Below are 22109 nucleotides of genomic sequence, written 5' to 3'. Positions count from 1 at the left end.
GCGGCGATCTCAACAACGCAGGAACACAGATGAAGCAGGTTTCAACCAAGTGGATCGGTCTCGCAATCGCCGTGGTTGGTGGTTTGCTTGCGATTCTCGACAACTCTACAGCGCAGATGCCAGCTTTTCCGGGCGCCGAGGGCTATGGCGGCACCTTCACAGGCACCGCGCCTGCGGCGGGTTGGTTCTCCAACGCTACCGTGTACCACGTTACGAACCTGAACGATTCGGGGCCCGGATCGTTCCGCGATGCGTTCGACGAGAACAGTTCGAACCGAATCATCGTGTTCGATGTGGGCGGCACCATCCAACTGACCAGCGGCAAGCTCGATATCAAGAACCTCTCGAACTACTACATCGCTGGCCAGACGGCTCCCGGCCCTATCACGGTCTACGGCGACAAGACCCAAATCACGCATAGCTCCAACAAAGAGAACAAGAACGTGATTCTGCGGTACATGTCGTTTCGCAAAGGCAACGGCAACGGCGACGACGCGCTGACGTTCGCCGGCGGAGATGGAGCAGGCGATTTGGTCGCGACCAATATGATTATCGATCATGTATCCGCCTCCTGGTCGGAGGACGAAATTCTGTCGGTGGCCAACAACAACACCAACGTTACCGTACAGTACACGTCGATCCACGACGCGCTAGACAGCAGTCATGCTTACGGCTCCTTGATTCGCCCGCGCATCGACTCCCAGGTCTCCTTTCATCACAACTTGTACGCCAACAATGCCAGCCGACAAGCGCGCTTCGGCACGTACAACGAAGCCACGCTGACGGCCGACTTTCGCAACAACGTGGTGTACAACTTCCGCGACCGCGCGAGCTACACCGGAGGCAGTTCGTCGCCTCCCAACCAAGAGTACACCGATGTGAACTTCGTCGGCAACTACATCGTGGCCGGTCCCGGCACAACGGGAAACGCCAACATTGCCTATAGCGTCGACAAGAATGTCGACACTCGCGTCTACCAGTCGGGCAACTTCATCGATCCCAACAAGAACTCGGTACTGGATGGCAGCGACACCGGCTGGTCGATGTTTACGATCAACAACCAAACCGACCAGACGCTCACCCAAATGGCGAGTCCTTTCGCGACTCCCGCGGTGACCACTCAAACGGCCACCGATGCCTACAACCAGGTGGTCGACCACGTGGGCAACTGGTGGTGGGACCGCGATGCAATCGACGCCCGCGTGATTGGCAACGTACAGGACTTCACCGGGGTGCCGATTGGAGCCTCGGCGCCGATTTCCAGCGAGTTGAATGGCCTGCTGACCGCACCCCAGCAATCGCACCCGGCGGGCTACGACGCCGACAACGATGGAATGGAAGACGCCTGGGAGGAGATGCACGGCGGCGACCTCACTTGGAACAGCGATTTCGACAACGACGGGTACATCAACCTGATTGAGTTCATCAACGACAAGGGCGCGTTTCCCGCGCCGGCGCCGATCGTATTCGAAGGGGGCACCAACAATCGCTACGCGGTCATCACGAACTGGCGGACCGACGATGGTGGAGTGACCGCTGGCAGCCATTGGCAACCGGCCCGATTCGACGACGCGGTGATTCGCACCGGCAGTGTGGTCGTCGATGCGGTGGGTCAGCACGCAGGACGCCTGTGGATTGCCCCCGAAACCGGCGACAACGCGTCGCTACAGATCGCCTCTGGTTGGTTGAGAGTGGAACAATCCGTTCAAGTCGGCAGCGCCGACGCCACCGGCACGCTAACCATCGAGTCAGGCGCTGAACTCATCGCCCCCCTGGTGCACGTGGCGCCGATGGGAACGCTGGTTGGTGCTGGAGATGTCATGGGCGAGATCATGAACGAAGGCACCGTGTCCCCTGGCCTTTCCCCAGGTCTCTGGTCGATCGATGGCAACTTCACTCAAACGGCAGACGGCTCGCTGCTGATGGAACTCGCCTCCACGTCGACTTACGATCAACTGGACGTGTTGGGCGACCTCTCGCTGGCCGGTACGCTCGAAGTGGTCCTGCTGGATGACTTCTCGCCGGCCGCTGGCGATTCGTTCGAGCTACTCAGTTGGACCGGTGGGTTCACCATCGACTTCGGCTTGGTCGACCTGCCTGAACTCGATAGTGGGCTGGCTTGGGACCAATCGCAACTGGCCACCGCCGGGACTCTGTCGGTGGTGACCAGCGGCCCCGAGTTGCCGGGCGACTACAACGACGATGGCGTGGTGAACCTGGCCGATTACACCGTATGGCGAAACCACCTCGGCGCCCCAGCCGGCACATTGCCGAACGACGACGACGGAGGAACAATCGGAACGCTGCAGTACGAGACTTGGAAGACCAACTTCGGCAGCAGCCTGGACTCAGCCGCGGCCACCGCCAACGTACCAGAACCCTCCACGGTACTTCTTCTCGGCCTGGGACTCCTCGCCCTGCACACCTCGATCCGCCGACGCAGCTAAACACTCGAATCGTTGAATTCGGGGAGATGTAAACAAATCGCGGTAGATATCGCGATTCGACCTGATCTAATGGGTTTGCAGAGATCTGTAGCTACCGTCGCCAGACGGTGGAGACCTCGCGGCTGACGTTGTCTGCGCGAGTTGCCATGGGTCCTTGGTGGGGCCTCCACGCTCTGGTGAGCGTAGCTACAGGTGCTCGTAGCGCGGAGCTATCGTTTTGTCCCTATCAAAAACATGCGGGGAACAACGCGGAGGGGTCTGTCACACCCCCCGAATGGTTTAGCCGAGAAAACAAGGGGTTTTAGTAACTGGACGGGTCCAAAACGCTTGGGGTTTTGGGCCCATGGATCGAATTTAGGGACAAAACCCGTGGGGCAAAACTCCAGGGTCCAAGAGTCGTGTCGGACAGAAGCGGCCCAGCAGTACGCATTGAGGCCCACGCGTTGGGTACTCGGAACGGCTGTATAAAAAGTAAGACGCCCAGTGGAGTCCACTGGGCGTCCAAGGTGGGAAACGTGCCATAGCGTCGACCCGGACTGCCCAACCGGATCTTGGCTAGGGTGAACGCTTCCTATTTCATTTGACGACGACGGGCGAAAGCCACTGCGGCAATCGCTCCCATGCCAAGGATTACAATCGAACTGGGCTCAGGAATAACGCGTCCATTGAAGTTGATTTCTGCAACTTGCATGATGCCCTCAGCCGGCCCGCCGCGGAGTTCGGTGAATACCAGACGGTAAGCTCCGTAGGGAGTCGAATTGCCAACCGACTGGGCAGCGCCCGTCTGGTTGCGACCGATCATATCGCCTTCGGGGAACTGAAGCAGGTCGGTCAGTCCCGTGTCGACCAGGGTCCAGTTTTCGGCATCACCTCGGGAGTTATCGCCGCTGATGATCGCGTCGTCCGTACCATAAAGTGCCCACTCCAAGGGGTCACGCCCAGGAGCGTCGCCGCCAGTAGTAAACGTGAGCGAAGTGACGACGGTCGGCTTCCCGTCCGCACGAGAGACAATCAAACCCGAATTCGTATCAGCAAAGTTAAGGTACTTGTTACCCCCGACATCCGTGATGCCATCGAGCGCGAACCTGGGGGCCTCGCCTCCGGGATAGCTGCTGTTGGACTTCACGGCATCGTGCGTAATCGGCACGGTAAGGGTCGTGGTACTCAACAGAGCAGAACCGCCACCAGCAAGATCCGTGAACAGCTGAATGTCGGCGACTTGCATCGAGTCGGCGTCACCTGCATTCGTGTCACGAATGCTCGGAAACACAATCTTGTAGGAGTCGTAGGTTGCACCGTTGACGATGTCCTGTGTCGTCCCAAGCTCGTGCCGGCCTGGATCGGCATCAAGGCCGGTAGAGCCAGAACCAATGAACGTCCAAGCTTCCCCATCGCCGAGGCTATGTGGCTGGCTGTTAATCGCCGAATTCGTGCCGTAGAGCTCGTAGGTCAGAGGATCGCGCGAAGGACTGTCGTTGGCAGCTCGTAGCTGAAGGCTTTGAACAATCGTCCCGGTGGTGGTTGGTGTGAGAATAACACCGGTTTGCTCTTTGCCAAAATTCAAATACTTCGTAGTGCCCGAAGTAGGAGGGCCAGGGATAAAAACTTGATCGACTGCCTTGTCGCTGTTCTCGTTGCCATGCCCAGGTGAGGCGCTGGCGATATCGAGGTCGATAGCGAGAACATTGTCGTTCTCGTCAAATAGTTTGACGGCCTTCGCCGGTGGCGTCAGCACCGCCAAGGTTGTGGCCGCCACGGCGGCAATCAGCAGGTGTCGCGTCATTGGTACATTTCTCCAGGGGACAAGATAAGAGTTTCAGAACGTTTTACATTTCAACTAGAAGTACATCACACACTAAAACGACGAAGCTTAAGCAATGCAGTCGACGCACCGAGCAGGACCAACAACGCGGTGGAAGGCTCAGGAACGTTAGCCGCGGCTACTCCACCGATCGCTCCCGACGACGCGCCGAAGTTGGCTTTCCATACGTCAAAGTCAGCCGCGGTGACCGAGCCGGGCGTGGTATCGCCGGGGAGCACAGCGGTTCCGCCCAGGTTGTTTCGCCAGACGGTGTAGTCGGCGATATTCACGGTGCCGTCGCCGTTGTAGTCGCCAGTCAGAACTGGTGCGACTCCACTGTATTCGACCCGCCCGTTGTAGGTCTCACCTTGCGAGTTGGTCCACTTAAAGATGAGGTCTTCAAGGCCCGAAAGGTTGTTGTAGGCGTTGCCCAGACTCACAGGCCCCGTGCCTGCGGTAAAGGTGGTCTCGCCACTGAAGAAGGCCTCAATCAGCCGAGACTCGTCCGATCCGCCCGCAATTTCCCATCCGTTGCCTGATCCGTCGCCCAAAGTGAACACCGAATCGCCTCCGACTCCATCGAAGCTCAAAGCATCCAACCCACCACCGGGGCTTTCAATGGAATAGCCCTTCATGAAGATGTTCTCAGCACCCGCCAGGTTATTCCGCAGGGTTAACTCGCCAGTGCCCCGATCAACATCCAGAACCACGTCGCTAGGTCCATTGAGCAAACGGAACTCATGCCCACCAATGTTGTTGACAGGTTGCCCGGCCGACAGTTCGGAGACAGTAAGCCGCATGGCGACGTACCGCCCTGTCCGATCGCCACTCAACGAATAGGGGCGAAGCGTACTGTCGACCAATCGAGAGTCGTTCGGGAGAATGTCCACAACGGAATCGGGATCGGTCCCTGGAAGCGTGCCGGCGAAGTCGCTGTTGCTAAACCAGAACTCGAACTTGCCAACTCGGTCGGCGGTTGGATCGCCACCGGATCGCTGAGCGTACATAAACCAGTTGGCCGATACGGAAGTTCCATAGTCGAAAAAGACGACCTTCGGATCGGCGCCCAGGCCCGCGTATTGATTGGGAGGGCCGGTGGGGAACAACTCGGGATCGTTGTAATCGGTAGCGAAGAGATCGAAGGGAATCTGCCCGGGGTCATCCAGAATGGTGTCGTCGAAGAACTCAGCAGGGGTGGAGGTCTCGTTTTCGTTCTCCTGACCAGCTGGAATCGAGGTCACGGGGGGATTATTCGACCCTTGGACGATCGAGAAATTCTGCATGGACTGCGCCTGAGAATTTGATCCCATGGCCACAAGCAGCACAGTGAACATGGCCGCCGCAATGCCACGAAATCGGCGTGTTCCGCAGAGCATCAGACCACCGATGGCCAAGATTCCGATGGTGGAGGGCTCAGGAACCTGGCTGGCTCCGAACAAGGCCGCTGCACCGCCAGCGAGATCGACGAAGATGTGGAAGTCGTCGAGGTCGCTGTCGAGGTCACCGTCCAGGTCGCCGTTCAGGTAGGCATCAAGTTGAGAAAGTTCCGAGTAGTCACCACCCAGGCCAGCACGGAAAAGGGGCCAGTCGGCAGCGTTCACTACCAAGTCGCCGTTGTAGTCGCCCCAAGGAACGGGGTCGCCAACGAACTCGGTCAGACCACCAATGATGTCTCCGTTCTCGTCGAACAGCGTGAAGATGGCGTCTTCCCAATTGGTCGGCGTGGTGCCGTCGGCGAAGAACGTTGGCACCACCTGGAAGGCAGCCCCCAGGTTGAGCTGGCCACCCATGGCGAGGGGGAAACCGTCGTCAGCACCAACGCCTTGGCCGTCTTCTTCGGACAACTCGTTGGCGGTACTGCTGGTTTCCGTCCATCCATCCGCAGGATCGGCGTTGGTGGAGGTAATCGAATCCCAGCCGTCAGGGAGCAATAGTCCGGAAAGCGATTGGATGGAGTAACTGCCGATCGAAAAGGCTTCGTCGGCACGAATGTAGCCTGTTCCAGCATTCGGGCCGCTGCGATTGATGACTAGTGCGGAGACATCAACAGCATTCAGGGAGAACTCCGCAATCTGCATGGAGTTGGCGATAGCCGCGTCCCGTACCGTGGGGAACACAACCTTGTAAGAAGTGTACGAGTTTGTATTCGTGAACGAGACGGTGGGGCTCTCCACACCACGTTCGACCGGAGGTTCGATCGCACCAGAAGAGATCAGAGTGTAGTTCTGTTCGTTTCCAATGCCGTTGTTGGGAGTGGTGATGGCCTCGTTGGTTCCCCAGATTTCATAGCTCGTGGGATCCCGCTCAGGAGCGTCGTTTCCAGTGGTAATACTGAAACTATCAACCACCGTGGCGCCAACAGAAGGAGTCAAGATGAAGCCCGACCGCTCCTCGGCAAAGTTGAGGTACTTCGTCGACAGGATACGATCGATGGCTTTTTCCGGAAGCTCGGCAGGGGGTGAGGAGCTTTGAGGGACAGGGGTATCATCTGCAATGGCAACGATCGGATTAGTAGGGGCCAAGATGGCCGAGCCGCCCCCGCCCAGGCCAGAATAGAACTGAACCTCAGCGATTTGCATGCTGTTCGCCGTGCCGATGTTCTTGAGGTCGGGAAAGTACAGGCGGTAAGAAGAGTAGGCGGACGCGTTCGCAAAATCGATAGCTGCCGCTACGGTATCGCGGGTATCCGGCAAAGCCAATGTGCCTTGCGAAATGGTCTCCCACATGTAGTCGATCTCGTTGCCGGTGCCATTGTTCGGAGTCTGTGGGGTTGCCGTTCCCAGCATGGGGTCGACGTTTGTGCCCTGAAGAATGTACGAAGCGGGGTCTCTTTCAATCGCGTCGTTCGCCGTGGTCAACACCATGCTTTGCACGGTGGAACTTCCAGGGGTAACCAGGAAGCCTGTGTTGATTCTTCCGAAATTGAGATACTTATTGAGAGTGCCATCGATGGCATTCGTCGCGGGCTCGCCGCCGTTCTCGTTGCTCACGGCCGCTTCAAAGTCCGTATCGATGGCGATGATGAAATCGCTTGGCGTTAAGATGTTAAAGGAAAAGGCTGGATTCACCAGAGCTACAAAGGCGACTGCTGCCAAGCAGAACACGCAACGCTTCATAAGAATCTCCCAGTTGTCGACTTGTTTAACAGGTTGTATGGAACGCCGCGCTGGGGCGGCTTGGAATGACTCAAATCTGTAGCGGGATGAGCCAAGGGCTTATCGAACAGCGATCTTGGGGTCCCCTCCATCGGCACGTGCCCCCATCTGACGGAAAGTCTCGGGGTCCACGTCGAAAGCAATACCTTGGACAGAGCCATCGCAAAGCGAGAACAGGCAAACGCTCGGATGCGAGCTGCCAAACAGCTCGCGAGCAACGTTAGCTCCGACATCGGCGATCACATCATCCAGCGACTCACCGGTCGATCGTGGCAAGTGGGTGGCTTTACGACGAACGCCGGCTCGTGAGGTTCCCGTGTAGAAGGTGGAGCGAACCGTGTCGTCTTGAAAACCTACATACATTCCCCAGTCGTCCGCAGCCCAGATATTGGTGCCGTCGAAGTAGTCTTGAGGCACCCACTTCTCGCCGAGGGCAATGGTGTGAGTCAGCCCATCCGTGATTTGGCGCAGCTTCACAGCGGTGCCGCAAAAAGAGACTCCTGAGTACTCATCCGCACGCGGGGGAAAATCGGCCGACCATAGTTCTCGATCGTAGCTATCGGGGGCAATGGTTAGGCACTTTCCATCGAATAGGGTCTCATCGCCGACGTTAGCCGCGTAGTCGCCGCGTGCAGCTTGTGGCATTCCGTAGCGAGCAGCCCGGCCGGTGCCGTCACCAGAAAGCGCCTGGGCACCACCAAGTGTCGGATAGGGACCACCGGAACGGCGCGAGGGGCAGTTCATGACCGAGAGTGGGGTGGTGTCTCGCACCTGCATTTCTGTAAACCGAGCAGTGCCCGTCTTGCCAGTCCCCAGATCATAGAGCTGTTGCTGCTCGATGAATGGAAGAATGCTGAATGCCCAGCAGCCTGGCTGATCCTTCCCATGACCACGATCAGGATCGCCCGCCCAGTGCCCCTTCCAACCGGAAGATGGGAGCCGGCCGTAAGTCGACTCATGATTCACCATCGCCAGGGTCAGATTCTTCAGGTTATTGGTGCACTGCGTCCGCCGCGCGGCCTCGCGGGCGGCCTGCACTGCGGGCAACAGCAAGGCCACCAGGATGCCAATGATGGCGATTACCACAAGCAGTTCCACCAGCGTAAAGCCGGGCGAACAGCTCGATCGACGTGGTCTGGAAGCTACGGAAGTCATGGGATCCTTTCTGAATTCCAACATGGACCAGCAATAAATTTGAACTGCCTCGCAACGGGACATACCGGTAGCGCAGTGAGGCGGAAGTGGGCGTCTTATCTAAAACAGATCGGGGAAAAGTGTTTGAAACTGCGGATTGCACACCAACAAACAAGAGCGGAAGGCTGATGCACTTCCCGCGCTACCTTACAGATACCAAAAAGCTGCCACTTGGTTACATCTGACCACCAAAGTTGCGGTGATTCACACAGGTCAATCACCTGCAGGGTGTTTCCCGCACACGGAACAGCGCCACCCTGCACAACATGTAACCAATGCGAATGTTGTGGTATTTAGTAATTGGAGAAGTAGATCGACGACGGGCCTACCACAGTGGACCGCTGGCGATGTACTCCTAGCTTGTCGTACACACAGTGTGCCATGCGTAGGTGTGAACCACCGTTGGCGGTAATCCGCTGTCCGCAGGGTGAGCGTGGACAAATCCTCGCCCTCTGGAAAGCACGTATCCAATACCTACACTCGCCAACGGGCCTACTTACAGCCACAGACTGAGGGAATTTCGATGTCGGAAGCAAAGCCCGATTCGAGCGATCTGCATCGAGAAAAAGAACAGTTCGTTCAACTTCTGGTGGGCGAGCAACTGTCGCTTATCAACTACATTACGATGTTGCTGGCCGACCCGCATGCCGCGAACAATGTACTCCAAGAGACCAACTTAGTTCTCTGGCGAAAGGCCAAGGAGTTTCAACTCGGCACGAGTTTCTCGGCATGGGCGCAAAAGGTGGCTTACTGGCAAGTGCAAGCCTACGTGCGAAATAGAGTTCGGGATCGGCATGTATTCAGCAAAGAACTGATCGACCAACTGGCAAATCGGGCGAACGATGAACCCGACGATACGGCCGTGCATGTGACCTTGAGGCATTGCCTGAAAAACACCAGCAAGACCAACCTGGATCTGCTTCGGCGGCGGTACGAAGACGGACTCTCGATTGCCGCTCTTGCCAAGCGGACGGGCAAGTCGATCTCGGCGGTGAAGGTTCGACTGATGCGAATAAGACAGGCCCTGCTTCAATGTATCGAGCAGAACATGTCGGAGGCAGAGAGCACGTAGGTGCGACGATTTTAGGTGCAGAGTAACAGATTGACACGAAAGTGCCTTTCCAAGCAGGAACATTTAATAAACGGTTGGATAGCATGAAGGAACGAGAAAAGGCAGAGATCGATCGAATCGTTTGCGAGATTGCGGATGAGGGCGTCTCGGCGGAACGAATTCGAAAATTGGAAGACCTGCTATTAAACAGGCCCGATCTCCAGTCGCACTATACGAACATGACCCGGCTGGGAACATTGCTCCGCTGCGAGTTCGGCGAGAGTTCCCTCAACGCCCAGGCGGTTGTCGCACCCGCTGAGCAAGGCGACATGCCGGAAGGTGCTTGTGCCTCGCTAGTCAATCGCGTTGAACGAGATGTCGCTACCCCGAACTGGACTCGCAGGATCGCGCTGCTGACCGGAATCGCCGCGATGCTGGTCATCGGTTATGGACTATTGCGACCGCAGAGCGACGAGTTGCAACCACTCGCGCAATCGACCCAAGACAATACTGAGCTTGGTGGGGATTCGCAGGCAGGTGCATCTGCCGAATCGACGCTTGCCTCGTTGCCCATTCGCAATCTTCGCGACCTGGAGGTTCTGAGTCGTATCACCCGCACCGAAGCGATCCAGTGCTTATGGCTACCACGACGCGAGAGCAAGGGGATTGCTGGGGTCCATCAATCGGGATGGGAACTCAGCGGCGGCAATGCCTGGATCGATCGGTCCGTTGGCGGGCGCGACCGAGGCTACGTAGTGAGTGTGCCACCCGGCGTGCGGATGGACATGAGGGTCGACACGGACGCCTGCTGCCAAAACGCGCTAGGCATGGTCGAGTTGAATCAGAAGGGAAGGATGTCTGGCGCTACGATTGCTTTCAACAACCTGTCGGCTGGCAACTCGGCGGACAGCGAAAGACTAACTGGTTGCATCGGGCACTACTCTGTAAACAATGATGCATCCGGTCGGAGAAACTTCCTGATTGCCGGCTCCTACTGCGTAGAACGACCGGATGGTACGGGAGATTGGAAGCAAAGCGACTACGCACTGCTGTTCGAGTCTCACGATCTTCTCGTGATTGGATTCGACGATAGCGGCTACAGCAATGTCGAGATTGGAGAGGAAGACGATCGCGATCGTGACTTCAACGACATGTGTGCTTTCATTCACTTCTCGAGTCCAGAGGGTCCAGTTCGTCGAGTTCCGACCGGCGTCTCGTACGTTCCTGCCTCGATCGAAGATCCGCTCAATCGCGTGGAAAAGCAAAATGGCTACCTGCTTGCCGTTCGTCCAGGCGAAAAGCTGTTGATTGCGGTCACCAGTTCGGCCAGTCTGCAGAACTCGGTGCGCATCATCGAAGAGAACAGCCGACAGGTAATCTGGCAACACGATGGTTCCAAACCAGGGACTAGCGATTCCAGTTTCCAGATGGGACAGCGTGGGATTTATCTCGTCTACAACAATTCGGATACGGTACGCCGGTACGAACTCCAAGGTAGATCCATTACCGAGACCGATGACGGAGAAGGGACCTGGATCGACTCCCCACACAGTGTGCTGGACGAGGGAGATAACTGGGTTTCAATCGGCTTCGAGGATAGTCCGGACAAACCTCTTTGGGTCGACTGGAACGATATCCGAGTCCATGCCTCGTGGTTCACGGATTGAACCGCTGCCCTGAAATTTCGCGACACAGCCTCGCCTGAGAACGTTGGCTCCTCTGTATCTCCATGCGCTCGCTATTGCTGATCTCCCCCACTCTTCTCGCGTTTGCGACCTTCGACCCGCTTCCCTACAACCTCATTGATTCGACATGCTCCGAAAGCGAAGTAACGGCTCCCAATCGTTTCACCTAGAGACCCTTGAACCTCGCCAGCTACTGGCGGGTGATACCTATTTGGTGAACTTTCAAAATGACGAAGCGTCGGTTCCGACTGGCTATGTACGCGATATCGGCTTGGAGTTCGGCGCTCGCGGAGACGGACTGACCTTTGGATGGTCGTCCGATCACACCGATCAATCTCGCGAACGGAGTGCGGTGCCCGATCAACGACTCGACACGCTGATCCATGTCGAGGCAGGCGAGGTTTGGGAATTCGCGCTGACAAACGGCTCTTACGAAGTAACCGTCGCGGTTGGCGACCCTGACAATAACGACGGCCTGCACACGGTGAACATCGAAGGCGTCAACTACTGGACCAACCAGCCCGACACCGACAACGCCCAGCAAATGACGATGCAAGTCTCCGTGGCGGACGGAAGGCTCACCTTGGACGTTGGAGCGGCGGGGGAGAAAGACACCCGCGTCAACTTCATTCACATCGTGGGAGTGAATCCTGGCAATCCAGGTGCACCTGGGGCTCCATTGATCACCGAACCGAGCTTCGACGGGCAGGAGGTGAACCCCGCCGATGTACACATGGAAGCCATCCTGTTTAACGACCCGAATGGCGACTCGCACCAATCCACCGATTGGGAAATCTGGACCACGGGCGCTTCCCCCGTGCCCGTTTGGCAGACGCTAGGCATTCAGGGCGTCGAGCGACTTCATACGCATCTTGGCGATGGCATCTTCCTCAACGACCGCGCAGGTGAGATAACCCTCGACGAGAATACCGACTACGAACTCCGCGCGCGTTTCCGAGACGACACCGGCTCGGTAAGCGCCTACTCGACCCGGCTGTTCAGCACTGCCGCAGCCAGCGTGACCTTCCCGCTACAACTAGAGGACATCGCCGAGACCCCGACGCCAGAGTGGCTGAACGTTCTCGGTGTGCCAGTGGATCTGCCGACTGCCGCCGGCATCCTTTCTCCGAGCGATCCAGTGATTGCCTTTGATTCCGACGAGGGAACCGACAGCGCTTCGCCCGGAGGCGAGCAAGCTTTCAATGTGCTGGATGGAGACTCAGGAACGAAATACCTGAACTTCGCCGAGTTCGACACAGGCTTTATTGTCACACCAAGTGCAAGCAGCGTGATACGCAGTTTTCGTATCACAACCGCGAATGACGCCGTTGAGCGCGATCCCGACGCTTACATCATCTACGGCACTAACGATCCGATCACGAGCTCTGCCCACGGTAACGGTCGCGACGAAAACTGGACGTTGATTTCCAGCGGTGGTTTGTCGCTACCGAACGCTCGCGAAGCGGTCGATGGGGCCGAGAACTTCGCGAACAACCAGAGCTACACGTCGTACAAAGTCGTGTTTCCTACTGTCAAGAATCCAGGAAACGCCAACAGCATGCAGTTGGCCGACTTCCAACTCTACACGAACACGACTGGATCCGGCGGCGGCCTGCTTGCCCCCGGTGATTTTATTATTCCAATTCAGGACGTGGACGGTGGGCCTTCGAGCGGATCGCCGGTGGACGAGGGACCAGCGAGCGCCATCGATGGAAGTGCAAATACCAAGTACCTGAACACTGGCGCGGAGCGTTCGGGCCTGATTGTCACGCCATCGAATCCCAATTCGGTGGCCACGAGCTTTAGAATTACCACAGCCAACGACGCCGAAGGCCGCGACCCATCGGCGTGGGAGATCTACGGCACCAACAGCCCGATCAACTCCACCAATCACGGTTTTGGCGACGGCGAACCATGGACGCTGATTGATTTTGGCACGGTCGATCTCCCTCTGGCCCGCAATACTGATGGCCCTGTTGTGGCGATCGACAACGACACTGCCTACTCTTCGTACAAGATTGTCTTCACTGAGCTGCGGGATCCCAATGTGGGTGACATGCAGATCGCCGAGATTCAGCTCTTCGGCGAAGGCCAACAAACGGGCACTCCGCCGTCGTTGCGGCTGGAGGACGGAGCGACCGGCGATCCGCTATTGGATATCACGGGCACGGACGCGGCCGGCAACATCACTACGGACTACCCGGGACTCTCCGAGCACGTCAACCTGCGCGTGGTGATCGCTTCGGGTTCGCAGGCGTTGAACCTTACCCAATCCGACCTCAGCATCACCGAGGCCAACGGGCAGCAGCATACGATCTTCCTGCCCTCGGTAACGTTGGATCCCATGGAAGAGTTGGAACTGTGGGTCTCGTCGTCCGGCGCCACCTACTTTGCCGATCCCGGCGAGCTAGTGCCCGACTTCAGCGATCTGGCGCGAGAGGCCAACCTCGACATCCCGTACGTCACCACACAACCAGGATACGTCATCGAGGAAGTTGGCAACGATTATCGGTTGCCGGTGAACATCACCTTCGTCCCCAATCCAGGGCCCAATCACGACGACCCGTTGTACTACGTCACGGAGCTCTACGGATCGATTCAGGTGGTGACTCGCGATGGCACCAAGCATGAGTTCGCCACTGCCTTGTTGGACTACAACCCCACTGGCCCCATCTCGGGTTCGGGCGAGCAGGGTCTCACCGGGTTGGCTGTCATGCGTGACGAGGTCGATCCCGAAATCTATCACTTGTACGTCGGTATGCTGGCCGACAACGGCGATCCTCCTGGCGGAGCGGTCCACTATCCGAAAGTGGAACACATCACTAGCACCGCGGGCGGGCTCAGTATGGATACTCGTGATGTGCTGCTGAACATGCAACCGGAAACTCAAGGACAGTCGCATCAGATCTCGAATGTTACCATCGGACCCGATGGCATGCTCTACGTGCACAATGGCGACGGTTTCAATGCCAGCACCGCACAGGACCTCGACCAATATCGCGGCAAAGTGCTGCGCATGACTCTCGATGGCGACGCCCCCTCGGACAATCCCTTCTACGATGCCGGAGATGGCATCACGGCGCGCGACTACGTGTGGGCCTACGGACTCCGCAACCCGTTTGGCGGCGCATGGCGTGCTTCGGATGGCACGCACTACCAGGTTGAGAACGGCCCCAGCGTCGACCGCTTCTCTCAGGTGAACGAGGGCGTCAATTACCTATGGGATGGCAGCAACGCCTCGATGCAGAATTTCGCCATCTACAACTGGAATCCCTCAACCGCTCCGGTAAACATCACGTTTGTGCAGCCCGAGACCTTCAACGGCAGCGCCTTCCCCGTCGAAAAGCAGGATCACGCCTTCATCAGCGAGTCGGGGCCCACCTACGCTCAAGGAGCGCAAGCCAACGGAAAACGAGTCACCGAGTTCGTGCTCGACGAAAACGGAGACCTGGTCGATGGCCCCACGTCGCTGGTCGAGTACGTCGGCAATGGGCACGCCAGCGTTGTGGCGTTGGCCGCTGGCCCCGATGGACTCTATTTCTCCACGTTGTACGAAGACTCGGGCGACAGCGGTCCCACCGCTAGTGGTGCACGTATCTTCCGCGTGCGTTACGTAAACCCACAGCCAGGCGACTACGACATCGATGGAGACGTGGACCAAGATGATTACAACGTGTGGAAGAGCACGTTTGGATCCAATCTGTTGCTGGCCGCCGATGGCAATGGCAACGGACGAGTAGATCTCGCAGACTACACGATTTGGCGCAACCATCTAGGCGCGGGAGTGGAGGAAGCCGCCGCAATAGAGGCTTCACCAGTTGTAGCTGCCGTGCAGACTGCCACCACGGAGACAAGCTTGCTGGCAAGCTACAGCCGGGCAGAAGAGCCTTCCGGGTTATTAGATCTGGTAGAACAAGGCGACTCATCCTCTCATCAAGCCCGCGGCGGACTCGTCAGTGGTCCTAAGTACGCAGGGTCGGCACCGGACCAAAGTGCACTCCTGCTAGTACTGAACCAAGAGGCTCCCCATCGCGACGCAACCGCGCGGGACCTTGCACTAGCGGCCCTTGGCGACACGCCCTGGCAGCGGTCCACCGACACCGACTTCGACGACTTTTTCGAACTCGACCTGTGATGACGAAGCAGTGCGAAGTCTATTGGTGAACCGTGACAACCTCGAAGAAGAGGCGACTTCCTAACGACGTAAGTCGTTGCCAGCTAAGAGGGTGGCTGAGGGGAATCGAACCCCCGACCTTCGGAATCACAATGCTAAAAAACGACTGGACACTTGAGCGGGAAACGCTGGATACAACGTGTTTTGTAGTGCCTGCTCTGATCGGGGCCGATAGCGTTAATGGCCCCTAATGGCCCATTTTGTACGGGGGCAGGTGTCGAGACACCAGCAAATCTATCAGCTCTTGTTTAGCCGAATGACTTCATCAACTGCATACTTGGTCAGCTCGGAGTCATCGCTCTCAGGCGGAGGGTCAAGTGTAATCCACTTCGCACCTCTAGCTGAGAGTCGCTCTAGACAAGGTGTTATTCGATCCCCCGCGTCAGTCATCGAGAGTTCCACCGATCTGCAATCGTCTGGCAGTTTCCTAGCGGCAGCAAAGGTAACTGCCGGACCTGGGTCTCTGAATAAATAGATCAACTCTCCAGGCGTCTCGACATCAAGCTGAGACGACAGGGCGAAAACTACTCCAGGAATAATCATCTCTTTGGCTCCAAAAAAGGTGGGGAAATCTTGCAACTCTTAGATTCTCATTTTCTCACTTTCTCAGTCTTGATGGCTCTGAGGTGCCTATACATGGTGGCCTGACTGTGGCTCTGGCCTCTCTTCTCGTTCCATGCGGCCAGTAGTTGCTTACCGGCTAGCCCCTGACTGGCAAGCGTCTCCAGCGTGTTCCGATCTAGCAGCATCTCTTCGGCCTTGGACAGCGGCTGCTCTGAGACTTCGTCGGCTCGTTCCTTGATGGTGGTCCGCACAAGGTCTTGCCAGTGCGAATCCGTTCGCCATCGTGAATCCGTCTTGCCATTCTTCCACAGCAGGTAGTCAGGCCAAGACTTGTCGATCATGAGCCGGAAGTCCAGCCGACAGCTGTATTCGTCGCAGCACTGTAGAGCAAACTCCAGCACCTCCAGGGCCTCACTCTGAGGCATGCCAATAGAGGCCTCGCTGCGCGAGGCGTAGTCTCGCAAGAATGCCTCGACCTCATCTTGAGTAGGATCGAATTCGGTGTAATGTACCCGGCTCTTGAGGGCCTGCTGCAACGGTTTGTCGTGTAGAGTCAGATTCGACAGCATCACGAGTCCACCATCGAAGTAGATACGGCGATGCTCACCAGACCGCTGGTAGTCAATCTGGCGATGCCCATCGCGTTGCCTGCCCGTAGCAGCCATCAAGATGTTCATCGCTTGGGACTCTTTGAACAGACCACCAACGTCGTCAATAACAATGACCTTGTCGCAGTGCTCCCCCAGAGCGTCGAACAGCCCCATCGGGGTCACGTGACCATTGCAATAGTGATAGGGGACGTCCAGGTCCTCCAGCGTCTGGCGGGCGATGTGAGTCTTGCCCGTGCCTGGAGGACCGAATAGGTAGGTCCCGGTTGCCTTACCAGCTGCCACACTGCGGACGCGGTCGCGGACTAGACCTTGTTTCAGAATGAAAGATTGCAGATGTACAGACGGACTCTTAGCCTTGGGAGACATGATGGCCCTCTCGCCTCTTAGATACGGAAACGGATTTCAAGTGCAGCTGGTACGGACTGCGTAACACTGCACCACCGTTCCCGTCGTGAGACCGACCGGCCCATCCTTTTGAGGGGCCATGCTCCTGGTCGTTGGCGATGACCCCAGTAGGATACCAGACCCTGCTGGGATGTCAATTAAATTTGGCAGAGCGGGACGCGCGGCCACCCGCCCACGGATTGAACACCTAACCGTTATCGCACCTAGTATACGCTGTCTTCAAACTCCCGAAGCGGGAGCCCCTTCGCCTTATAAATCTCGCACGATCGCCTGTGATCGTCGGTCGGAGCCGCACCCTCCGCAACCTCGCACTCTACGCCGATTCGCTTCACAGAACCAATCTCAGGCGGAGTACCTGAAACTGCCTGCTCATCGTCGACTGGTGGATGCTCAAGGCTCCACCACGTACGTCTCACAATAAAGTATTCGAAACCTGGACTGCCACCCGCTCTCTGGATGCTCAGATAATCGCCCACTCTAGGTATAGCAGGAAGGTCGAAGTCGAGCATGTAGTCTAACTCGCCTCCCCCAGGCGGAACGATGAGCAAGGTAACTTTCATGGCTGGCCCCAATGAGGTGAGAAAACGTGAGGCCAGTATTTTACACCCTCCAGCAATCGTGACAATTAGGCAGAGCGGGGACGCGCCGCCACCCGCCCTAGGTTAGAACACCTATCGTAGTGCACCGACAGTGCACACGCTCTTGTGCAGGCAGACTCCAGTGCCCCGGCCATGGTGCCGAGTATCCGCCGACCTGGAAGCTTTCGGCTGCTCTGACGACTACGCCATCGTTGTCGATATGAGTCTGACGAACATCGTCGTCTGCGATGGCAAGCCATTGTTTCCCACGAATGCTGCCGTCCTGCTCAAGCTGCTGATAGACTGCGTCGTGTCCGCTGTTCATCGCGTTCGTCGTCTCGGTCCTGCTGATCCGCAGTGCCCGACGTCTCGCCATCGTGCCGCCAAGTTCTCTTTTGATCGTCGCGGCGATGCGACTGTTAGGGTCGCCCTCATCGTGTGCCTGCTGGATGATCGCCCTCAGGTCCTTACCGATGCTGGCTGTGATGTCTCGCCAATAGTCCTGCTCAAATGCCTCATCGACGGCAACTCTGATTCGGTCTCTGACCGGCTGCGGGATGCTCTCTATGAATTCTTCTACCGCTTGCTGATAGACAACATCGTCCACACCTTTGCGAGGCTCTGAGGCGTCCTGTATGAGCCGCAGTTGATCGGTTGCCCCAATCATAGCCAACCGGCTGACGTTGCGTTGCAGGACCGGCTGCAAGGCCTCGTGCTCGGTCTCTTCATTGAAAACCATGGCGATGGTTTCGGGACCGATGGCCTGAAAATTTTCAGCGGCGGACGCGATGCGGTCGGCCTGCTCTTCAAAGAATCCACGTAGGCCACGAGCAAAGGACCGTTCGCCAGCACCATGTTGCTTGATCCAATGGTTCAGGTTCATTGCATCGCAAACCGTTGCCCGTTCAACTTTGGCTGACGCTCACCGATTGGATTACCAAGGTTATCGAGCCGGACGTCGCCACCATCGATAGGTGGCAAGTTGAGAATGTGATTCCTGTACTCGTTCGGTGTAATGTCACCATTCGCACGAGCAGTACGGTATTCCTCCAGCGTCAACTCACGATCATTCGCAGAACATGGTTCTAGCCACGCTACCAACTTCTCACCTGGAGAGGCGAAACGCATACCGATGTACCTTGTGAGCGACTGGCTAAGGCATTCGATGAGAGGGTTCACAGTGTTCTGGCAAAAGGACTGCTCTGCGACCGTAGCTTGTGCTCTGTTGCCATCCTGGGTATCGCCCACGATGAACGGGGAAACGCCCATCGATTGCAGGATGCGTGACTTCACTAGGTCGCTACTCTTCAGGTACTCCATTTCCGATGCAGACAGAGAAAGCTTCTCGATGCCTTCGATCATGCCGTCCAGGATGACTGGTGAGTTCCGGTTGTGCCGTCCGCTGTATAGCTTGGTGAACATCAACTTCAACTCGGCAACTTGCTCTGGAGTCAGGACAGGCTTTGCTTGGGTTCCCAGTACAGGATCATTATTTGGCTGGCCCACCCTGATGCCGACCTTCGGAAAAATCCCTTGCTCGAAGGATTCATATTGAGCCTTCTGGATGCTGAGGTCAGTCTCGACTGCATACGCTTGTGCCTGCAATGGGCTGCTGTGTGCGAACGGGTCGAGAGGTGACGGCAATGTGCAGACAAAGATGTCCTCGCGTGGAACGTCCCTTCCTCCAGGGTCTCCAGGCGGTTTGAGTTTCCAGGCTGATTGGTATTTGTCGTGGGGTTCGATCCACGTTGGCGGGATGTACCAGAGGTCGAGACCGGTCGAGCCGGGCGTTACCCACCAGTAGCAGACTCCAGTGAGAGTGAGACTCACCACGGAGACGTGAAGCAGTGCCCATCTTGTATGAATCAGATTCGGTTCATCGAATGCCGACAACAGCGGATGACTCGCCAACGGTTCAATATTCTCGCCGATGTTTTTCAGGTGCTGAGGCAACACCAGCTTGCGGCCTACTCGTGAGGTGGAGACTCGACCGACGTAGAGGTTCTGGGCAGCGATGCGATTAGCAATAGCCTTAGCTGCTGTGTACTGGTGTCCGACGTTGCGGCTGAGTTGCTCGGCTGCTCGGCTGATAGACGATGCCTGCGAGGACATGCCGCCCATGTCACCAGCTAGAACAGCCTCAGGCCGATTGCTGGCGGACGCTTTCGCAGCGAGGTAGCTCCTATCAACGGACGCAAAGGCATTTTCCAAAGAGCTAACCATCTCGCCCCCCTTCCGCCGCTGCGCGGCGGGCTGCCTGCTCCGCTGCCTCTGCCTGGACTCTGGCACGGTCACGAGCGAGTACCATGGCGAGCGTTTCGACTTCAGATTGCAGGATGCGGATGGTGCGGTCTCTGGCCTCTAGCTCAGCCTGCAAGTCGAGCACCTGCGAGGTGAGTTTCTTCTCGCGTTTGTCTGCTGCTGTGGTAGATCGTTTGAAGATATTCATAATGCAAAAGACGGCCTGCTGGTGAAGGTGAGACCAGCAGGCCGTCGCCAGTGCTGCGTAGGGCCTACGCAGGAAGTTTCGACAGCAGTTTCTCAACTGCCTCAGCGAGACGCTCTACAGGGTCGACTGGTGCCACAGAATGCCACCTAGTGCGAGGCTTGCCAGTGGCCTTTGGTAGTTCGCCTGCAACGATGCGTGCATCCCCAGTGGAAACCAGACCGCCGACATAGTGCACGAGAGTGGCAGCGTCGATCTGACCTGCTTTCTCATACTGGGGAGCCAGCTTATAGCCAGCATCCTCAAGTTTTTCCCGCAGGGCGGTATGCTCGTGATCGTGGAGAGGCTCGAATATCTCAACAGTACCATCGGCGTCGATGCGGAGCCTCTGACCTGGGATTACTCCAGGAAACTTTTGAGCAAGCTTCGCACCACCTGGAACCTTATGTGCATCAAAGGTGCCTCGCAGACGACGCTGCAAAGGTGGGAACATGATGTTGGCGTTTCGGTCATTGCCGAATTCGACTTCAAGAGTCTCTTTTGTTGCCATCGTAGCTAATCCTCCTAGGCCTGGAAGTTGTCTGAGTATGACCATGCGTCTGCTTGGACCGGACGCCCTCCGACCCGCATCGTAACGACGTACAAGGCATGGTTCTTCAGTGCAAGTTCCCGCCCTTCCGTCGTGATGCGGACGCTCTGACCTTGGCGACGATAGAGCCGGTATCGTTTCAGTGCACCGAAGTAAGCTTCATTGTTCGGCAATGCATTTACGATGCAGACCTTCCGACCGAAGATCGTGTAATCTTCGACGTTCATACCGAAGACTAGACGCTGGTCGGCAGCACCCACGGCAATGGAACGAGCACGTTGATACCACGTATCATTGCAAACATAAGAACAGTTCCAGGCTTTTTGCCGAACCTCTTTGCCGACAGAGAAGAGCATTTCCTCTAAGTCGACAATCGCAATAGCAGCACCTGCACCTCCAGCAGGGTTGCCGATGTCGGTCAGACCAGAGGCAACGCTCAATCCCAACGGCTCCGTAGTTCCGTTGCCCATGGCGATAACTGTGTCTAGTTTGTTCAACATGCTCATGCCGATTCCCTCAACAATCAGGCTGCCAACCGCCGCTGGCGAATCCGCAAGCATGTCTCTACCCACCTCGCAGGATGCAGTACAACGCTCAATGTCGGTATCGAGAGCCGACACCATGTCTGCCGTGTCGAATGGTGTAATCGCCGTACCCTCTGGAGTACCAAACGTCGCTTCGACGTTGGCGATAGAGGCTCCCTCAACACGCGAACCGCGAGATACTTCCCTCAGGTCAACGTAGGGCAGCACCTCTGAGAAGAGGAGGGGCGTTTGCACAATGGCCTCATCGAACACGATAGGCACGAGTTCCAGGCCACCAGAGGCTGAGTCATCCAAAAGCGACTTTACTCGTGAGCCATCAAGTTCGCTCACGTACTCATTGCCGATCTTACCAGCCCATTTGTGATCGGTGTACAGCTCGTGGAGCAGTTCTTTGTCGTGCTCATCTAGCGATGCTTCGCTCACGCCAGACTTAACGGCGATGGACTTCATAAACGCACCACAGAGTGCGAGTTCTTTTTGAGAAGTTGTCTCGACCTGACGGCCACGCTCATCGGTTACGGGCAGGCCGGTCGTCTTGTGCAGGGCGACAGACTTCTTGTGACTGTATCGCTCACTGGCTTTCTTCAGGCGGACGCTACCAAAGACTTGCTCGGCAGCAGTCTTGCGTTCCACAAGTTCGACGTCATCGTCGCGTAGCATGTGGGCGAAGTCGACAGCCTCGCTGGCTGCTTTCTCGACTGCATCTACCCAGAGGTTGTCGTCGGATCGGTCTAAACCGGAATCGGCGTAGCCATGCTTGACCAGCCAGTTCTTCATGTCAGCAGAAATTGTCATCGCGAGAACCTCCACGCAACCGCGTATCGGCGGTCACTTTTCGTTGTAAAGGCCCTCACAACTTTCAGA

14 protein-coding genes are annotated in these 22109 nt (G+C 57.0%); 4 read left to right on the top strand and 10 right to left on the bottom strand.

Annotated elements, in window-relative coordinates:
- Positions 1-29: 29 nt before the first annotated feature.
- Positions 30-2447, top strand: coding sequence for a pectate lyase family protein (locus tag ACQK2L_RS12520; protein ID WP_425397311.1), 2418 nt, complete (start codon positions 30-32; stop codon positions 2445-2447).
- A gap of 571 nt (positions 2448-3018) precedes the next feature.
- On the opposite strand, the gene ACQK2L_RS12515 is transcribed toward ACQK2L_RS12520, so the two are convergent.
- From ACQK2L_RS12515 to ACQK2L_RS12505, 3 genes are all read right to left on the bottom strand, one after another.
- A complete protein-coding gene (locus tag ACQK2L_RS12515) occupies positions 3019-4230 on the bottom strand; it encodes a PEP-CTERM sorting domain-containing protein (RefSeq protein WP_425397310.1) in 1212 nt (403 codons plus the stop codon).
- Positions 4231-4295: 65 nt separating this feature from the next.
- A complete protein-coding gene (locus tag ACQK2L_RS12510) occupies positions 4296-7364 on the bottom strand; it encodes a PEP-CTERM sorting domain-containing protein (protein ID WP_425397309.1) in 3069 nt (1022 codons plus the stop codon).
- Positions 7365-7463: 99 nt separating this feature from the next.
- On the bottom strand, positions 7464-8558 hold the full coding sequence (locus tag ACQK2L_RS12505; protein ID WP_425397308.1) for a DUF1559 domain-containing protein: 1095 nt from the start codon (positions 8556-8558) through the stop codon (positions 7464-7466).
- Positions 8559-9120: 562 nt separating this feature from the next.
- On the opposite strand from ACQK2L_RS12505, the gene ACQK2L_RS12500 reads away from it, so the two are divergent.
- The 3 genes from ACQK2L_RS12500 to ACQK2L_RS12490 all read left to right on the top strand — a co-directional run bounded on the left by ACQK2L_RS12500 (position 9121) and on the right by ACQK2L_RS12490 (position 15468).
- The gene (locus tag ACQK2L_RS12500; protein WP_425397307.1) at positions 9121-9669 is read left to right on the top strand and encodes a sigma-70 family RNA polymerase sigma factor; all 549 of its coding nucleotides are present in this window, start codon (positions 9121-9123) and stop codon (positions 9667-9669) included.
- 83 nt (positions 9670-9752) lie between these two features.
- Positions 9753-11315: a hypothetical protein gene (locus tag ACQK2L_RS12495; protein ID WP_425397306.1), complete on the top strand. Its 1563-nt coding sequence runs from the start codon at positions 9753-9755 to the stop codon at positions 11313-11315.
- A 145-nt stretch (positions 11316-11460) separates the two neighbouring features.
- Complete coding sequence (locus ACQK2L_RS12490) at positions 11461-15468, top strand: PQQ-dependent sugar dehydrogenase (protein ID WP_425397305.1); 4008 nt, start codon at positions 11461-11463, stop codon at positions 15466-15468.
- Between the two features lie 629 nt (positions 15469-16097).
- On the opposite strand, the gene ACQK2L_RS12485 is transcribed toward ACQK2L_RS12490, so the two are convergent.
- The 7 genes from ACQK2L_RS12485 to ACQK2L_RS12455 form a co-directional block, all read right to left on the bottom strand.
- Entirely contained in the window at positions 16098-17048 is a 951-nt protein-coding gene (locus ACQK2L_RS12485; protein ID WP_425397304.1) for an ATP-binding protein, read from the bottom strand.
- A gap of 242 nt (positions 17049-17290) precedes the next feature.
- Positions 17291-17647 carry a hypothetical protein gene (locus ACQK2L_RS12480; protein WP_425397303.1) on the bottom strand — a complete coding sequence of 119 codons (357 nt, stop codon included), beginning with the start codon at positions 17645-17647 and terminating at the stop codon, positions 17291-17293.
- Positions 17648-17744: 97 nt separating this feature from the next.
- Positions 17745-18548 carry a phage minor head protein gene (locus ACQK2L_RS12475; protein WP_425397302.1) on the bottom strand — a complete coding sequence of 268 codons (804 nt, stop codon included), beginning with the start codon at positions 18546-18548 and terminating at the stop codon, positions 17745-17747.
- On the bottom strand, positions 18545-19888 hold the full coding sequence (locus ACQK2L_RS12470) for a phage portal protein (RefSeq protein ID WP_425397301.1): 1344 nt from the start codon (positions 19886-19888) through the stop codon (positions 18545-18547). The genes ACQK2L_RS12475 and ACQK2L_RS12470 overlap by 4 nt, the downstream gene beginning before the upstream one ends.
- Positions 19881-20114, bottom strand: coding sequence for a hypothetical protein (locus ACQK2L_RS12465; RefSeq protein ID WP_425397300.1), 234 nt, complete (start codon positions 20112-20114; stop codon positions 19881-19883). The genes ACQK2L_RS12470 and ACQK2L_RS12465 overlap by 8 nt, the downstream gene beginning before the upstream one ends.
- 64 nt (positions 20115-20178) lie before the next feature.
- Entirely contained in the window at positions 20179-20661 is a 483-nt protein-coding gene (locus tag ACQK2L_RS12460) for a hypothetical protein (RefSeq protein ID WP_425397299.1), read from the bottom strand.
- Positions 20662-20675: 14 nt separating this feature from the next.
- Positions 20676-22040 (bottom strand): phage major capsid protein, encoded by a 1365-nt coding sequence (locus ACQK2L_RS12455; protein WP_425397298.1) that lies wholly within the window; start codon positions 22038-22040, stop codon positions 20676-20678.
- Positions 22041-22109: the final 69 nt, after the last annotated feature.

The sequence above is a fragment of the Aeoliella sp. genome (assembly GCF_965227375.1).
Classification (GTDB): Bacteria; Planctomycetota; Planctomycetia; order Pirellulales; family Lacipirellulaceae; genus Aeoliella.
The sequence above is the reverse complement of the archived record's forward strand: the minus strand, read 5'-3'. Positions and strand labels throughout refer to the sequence as shown.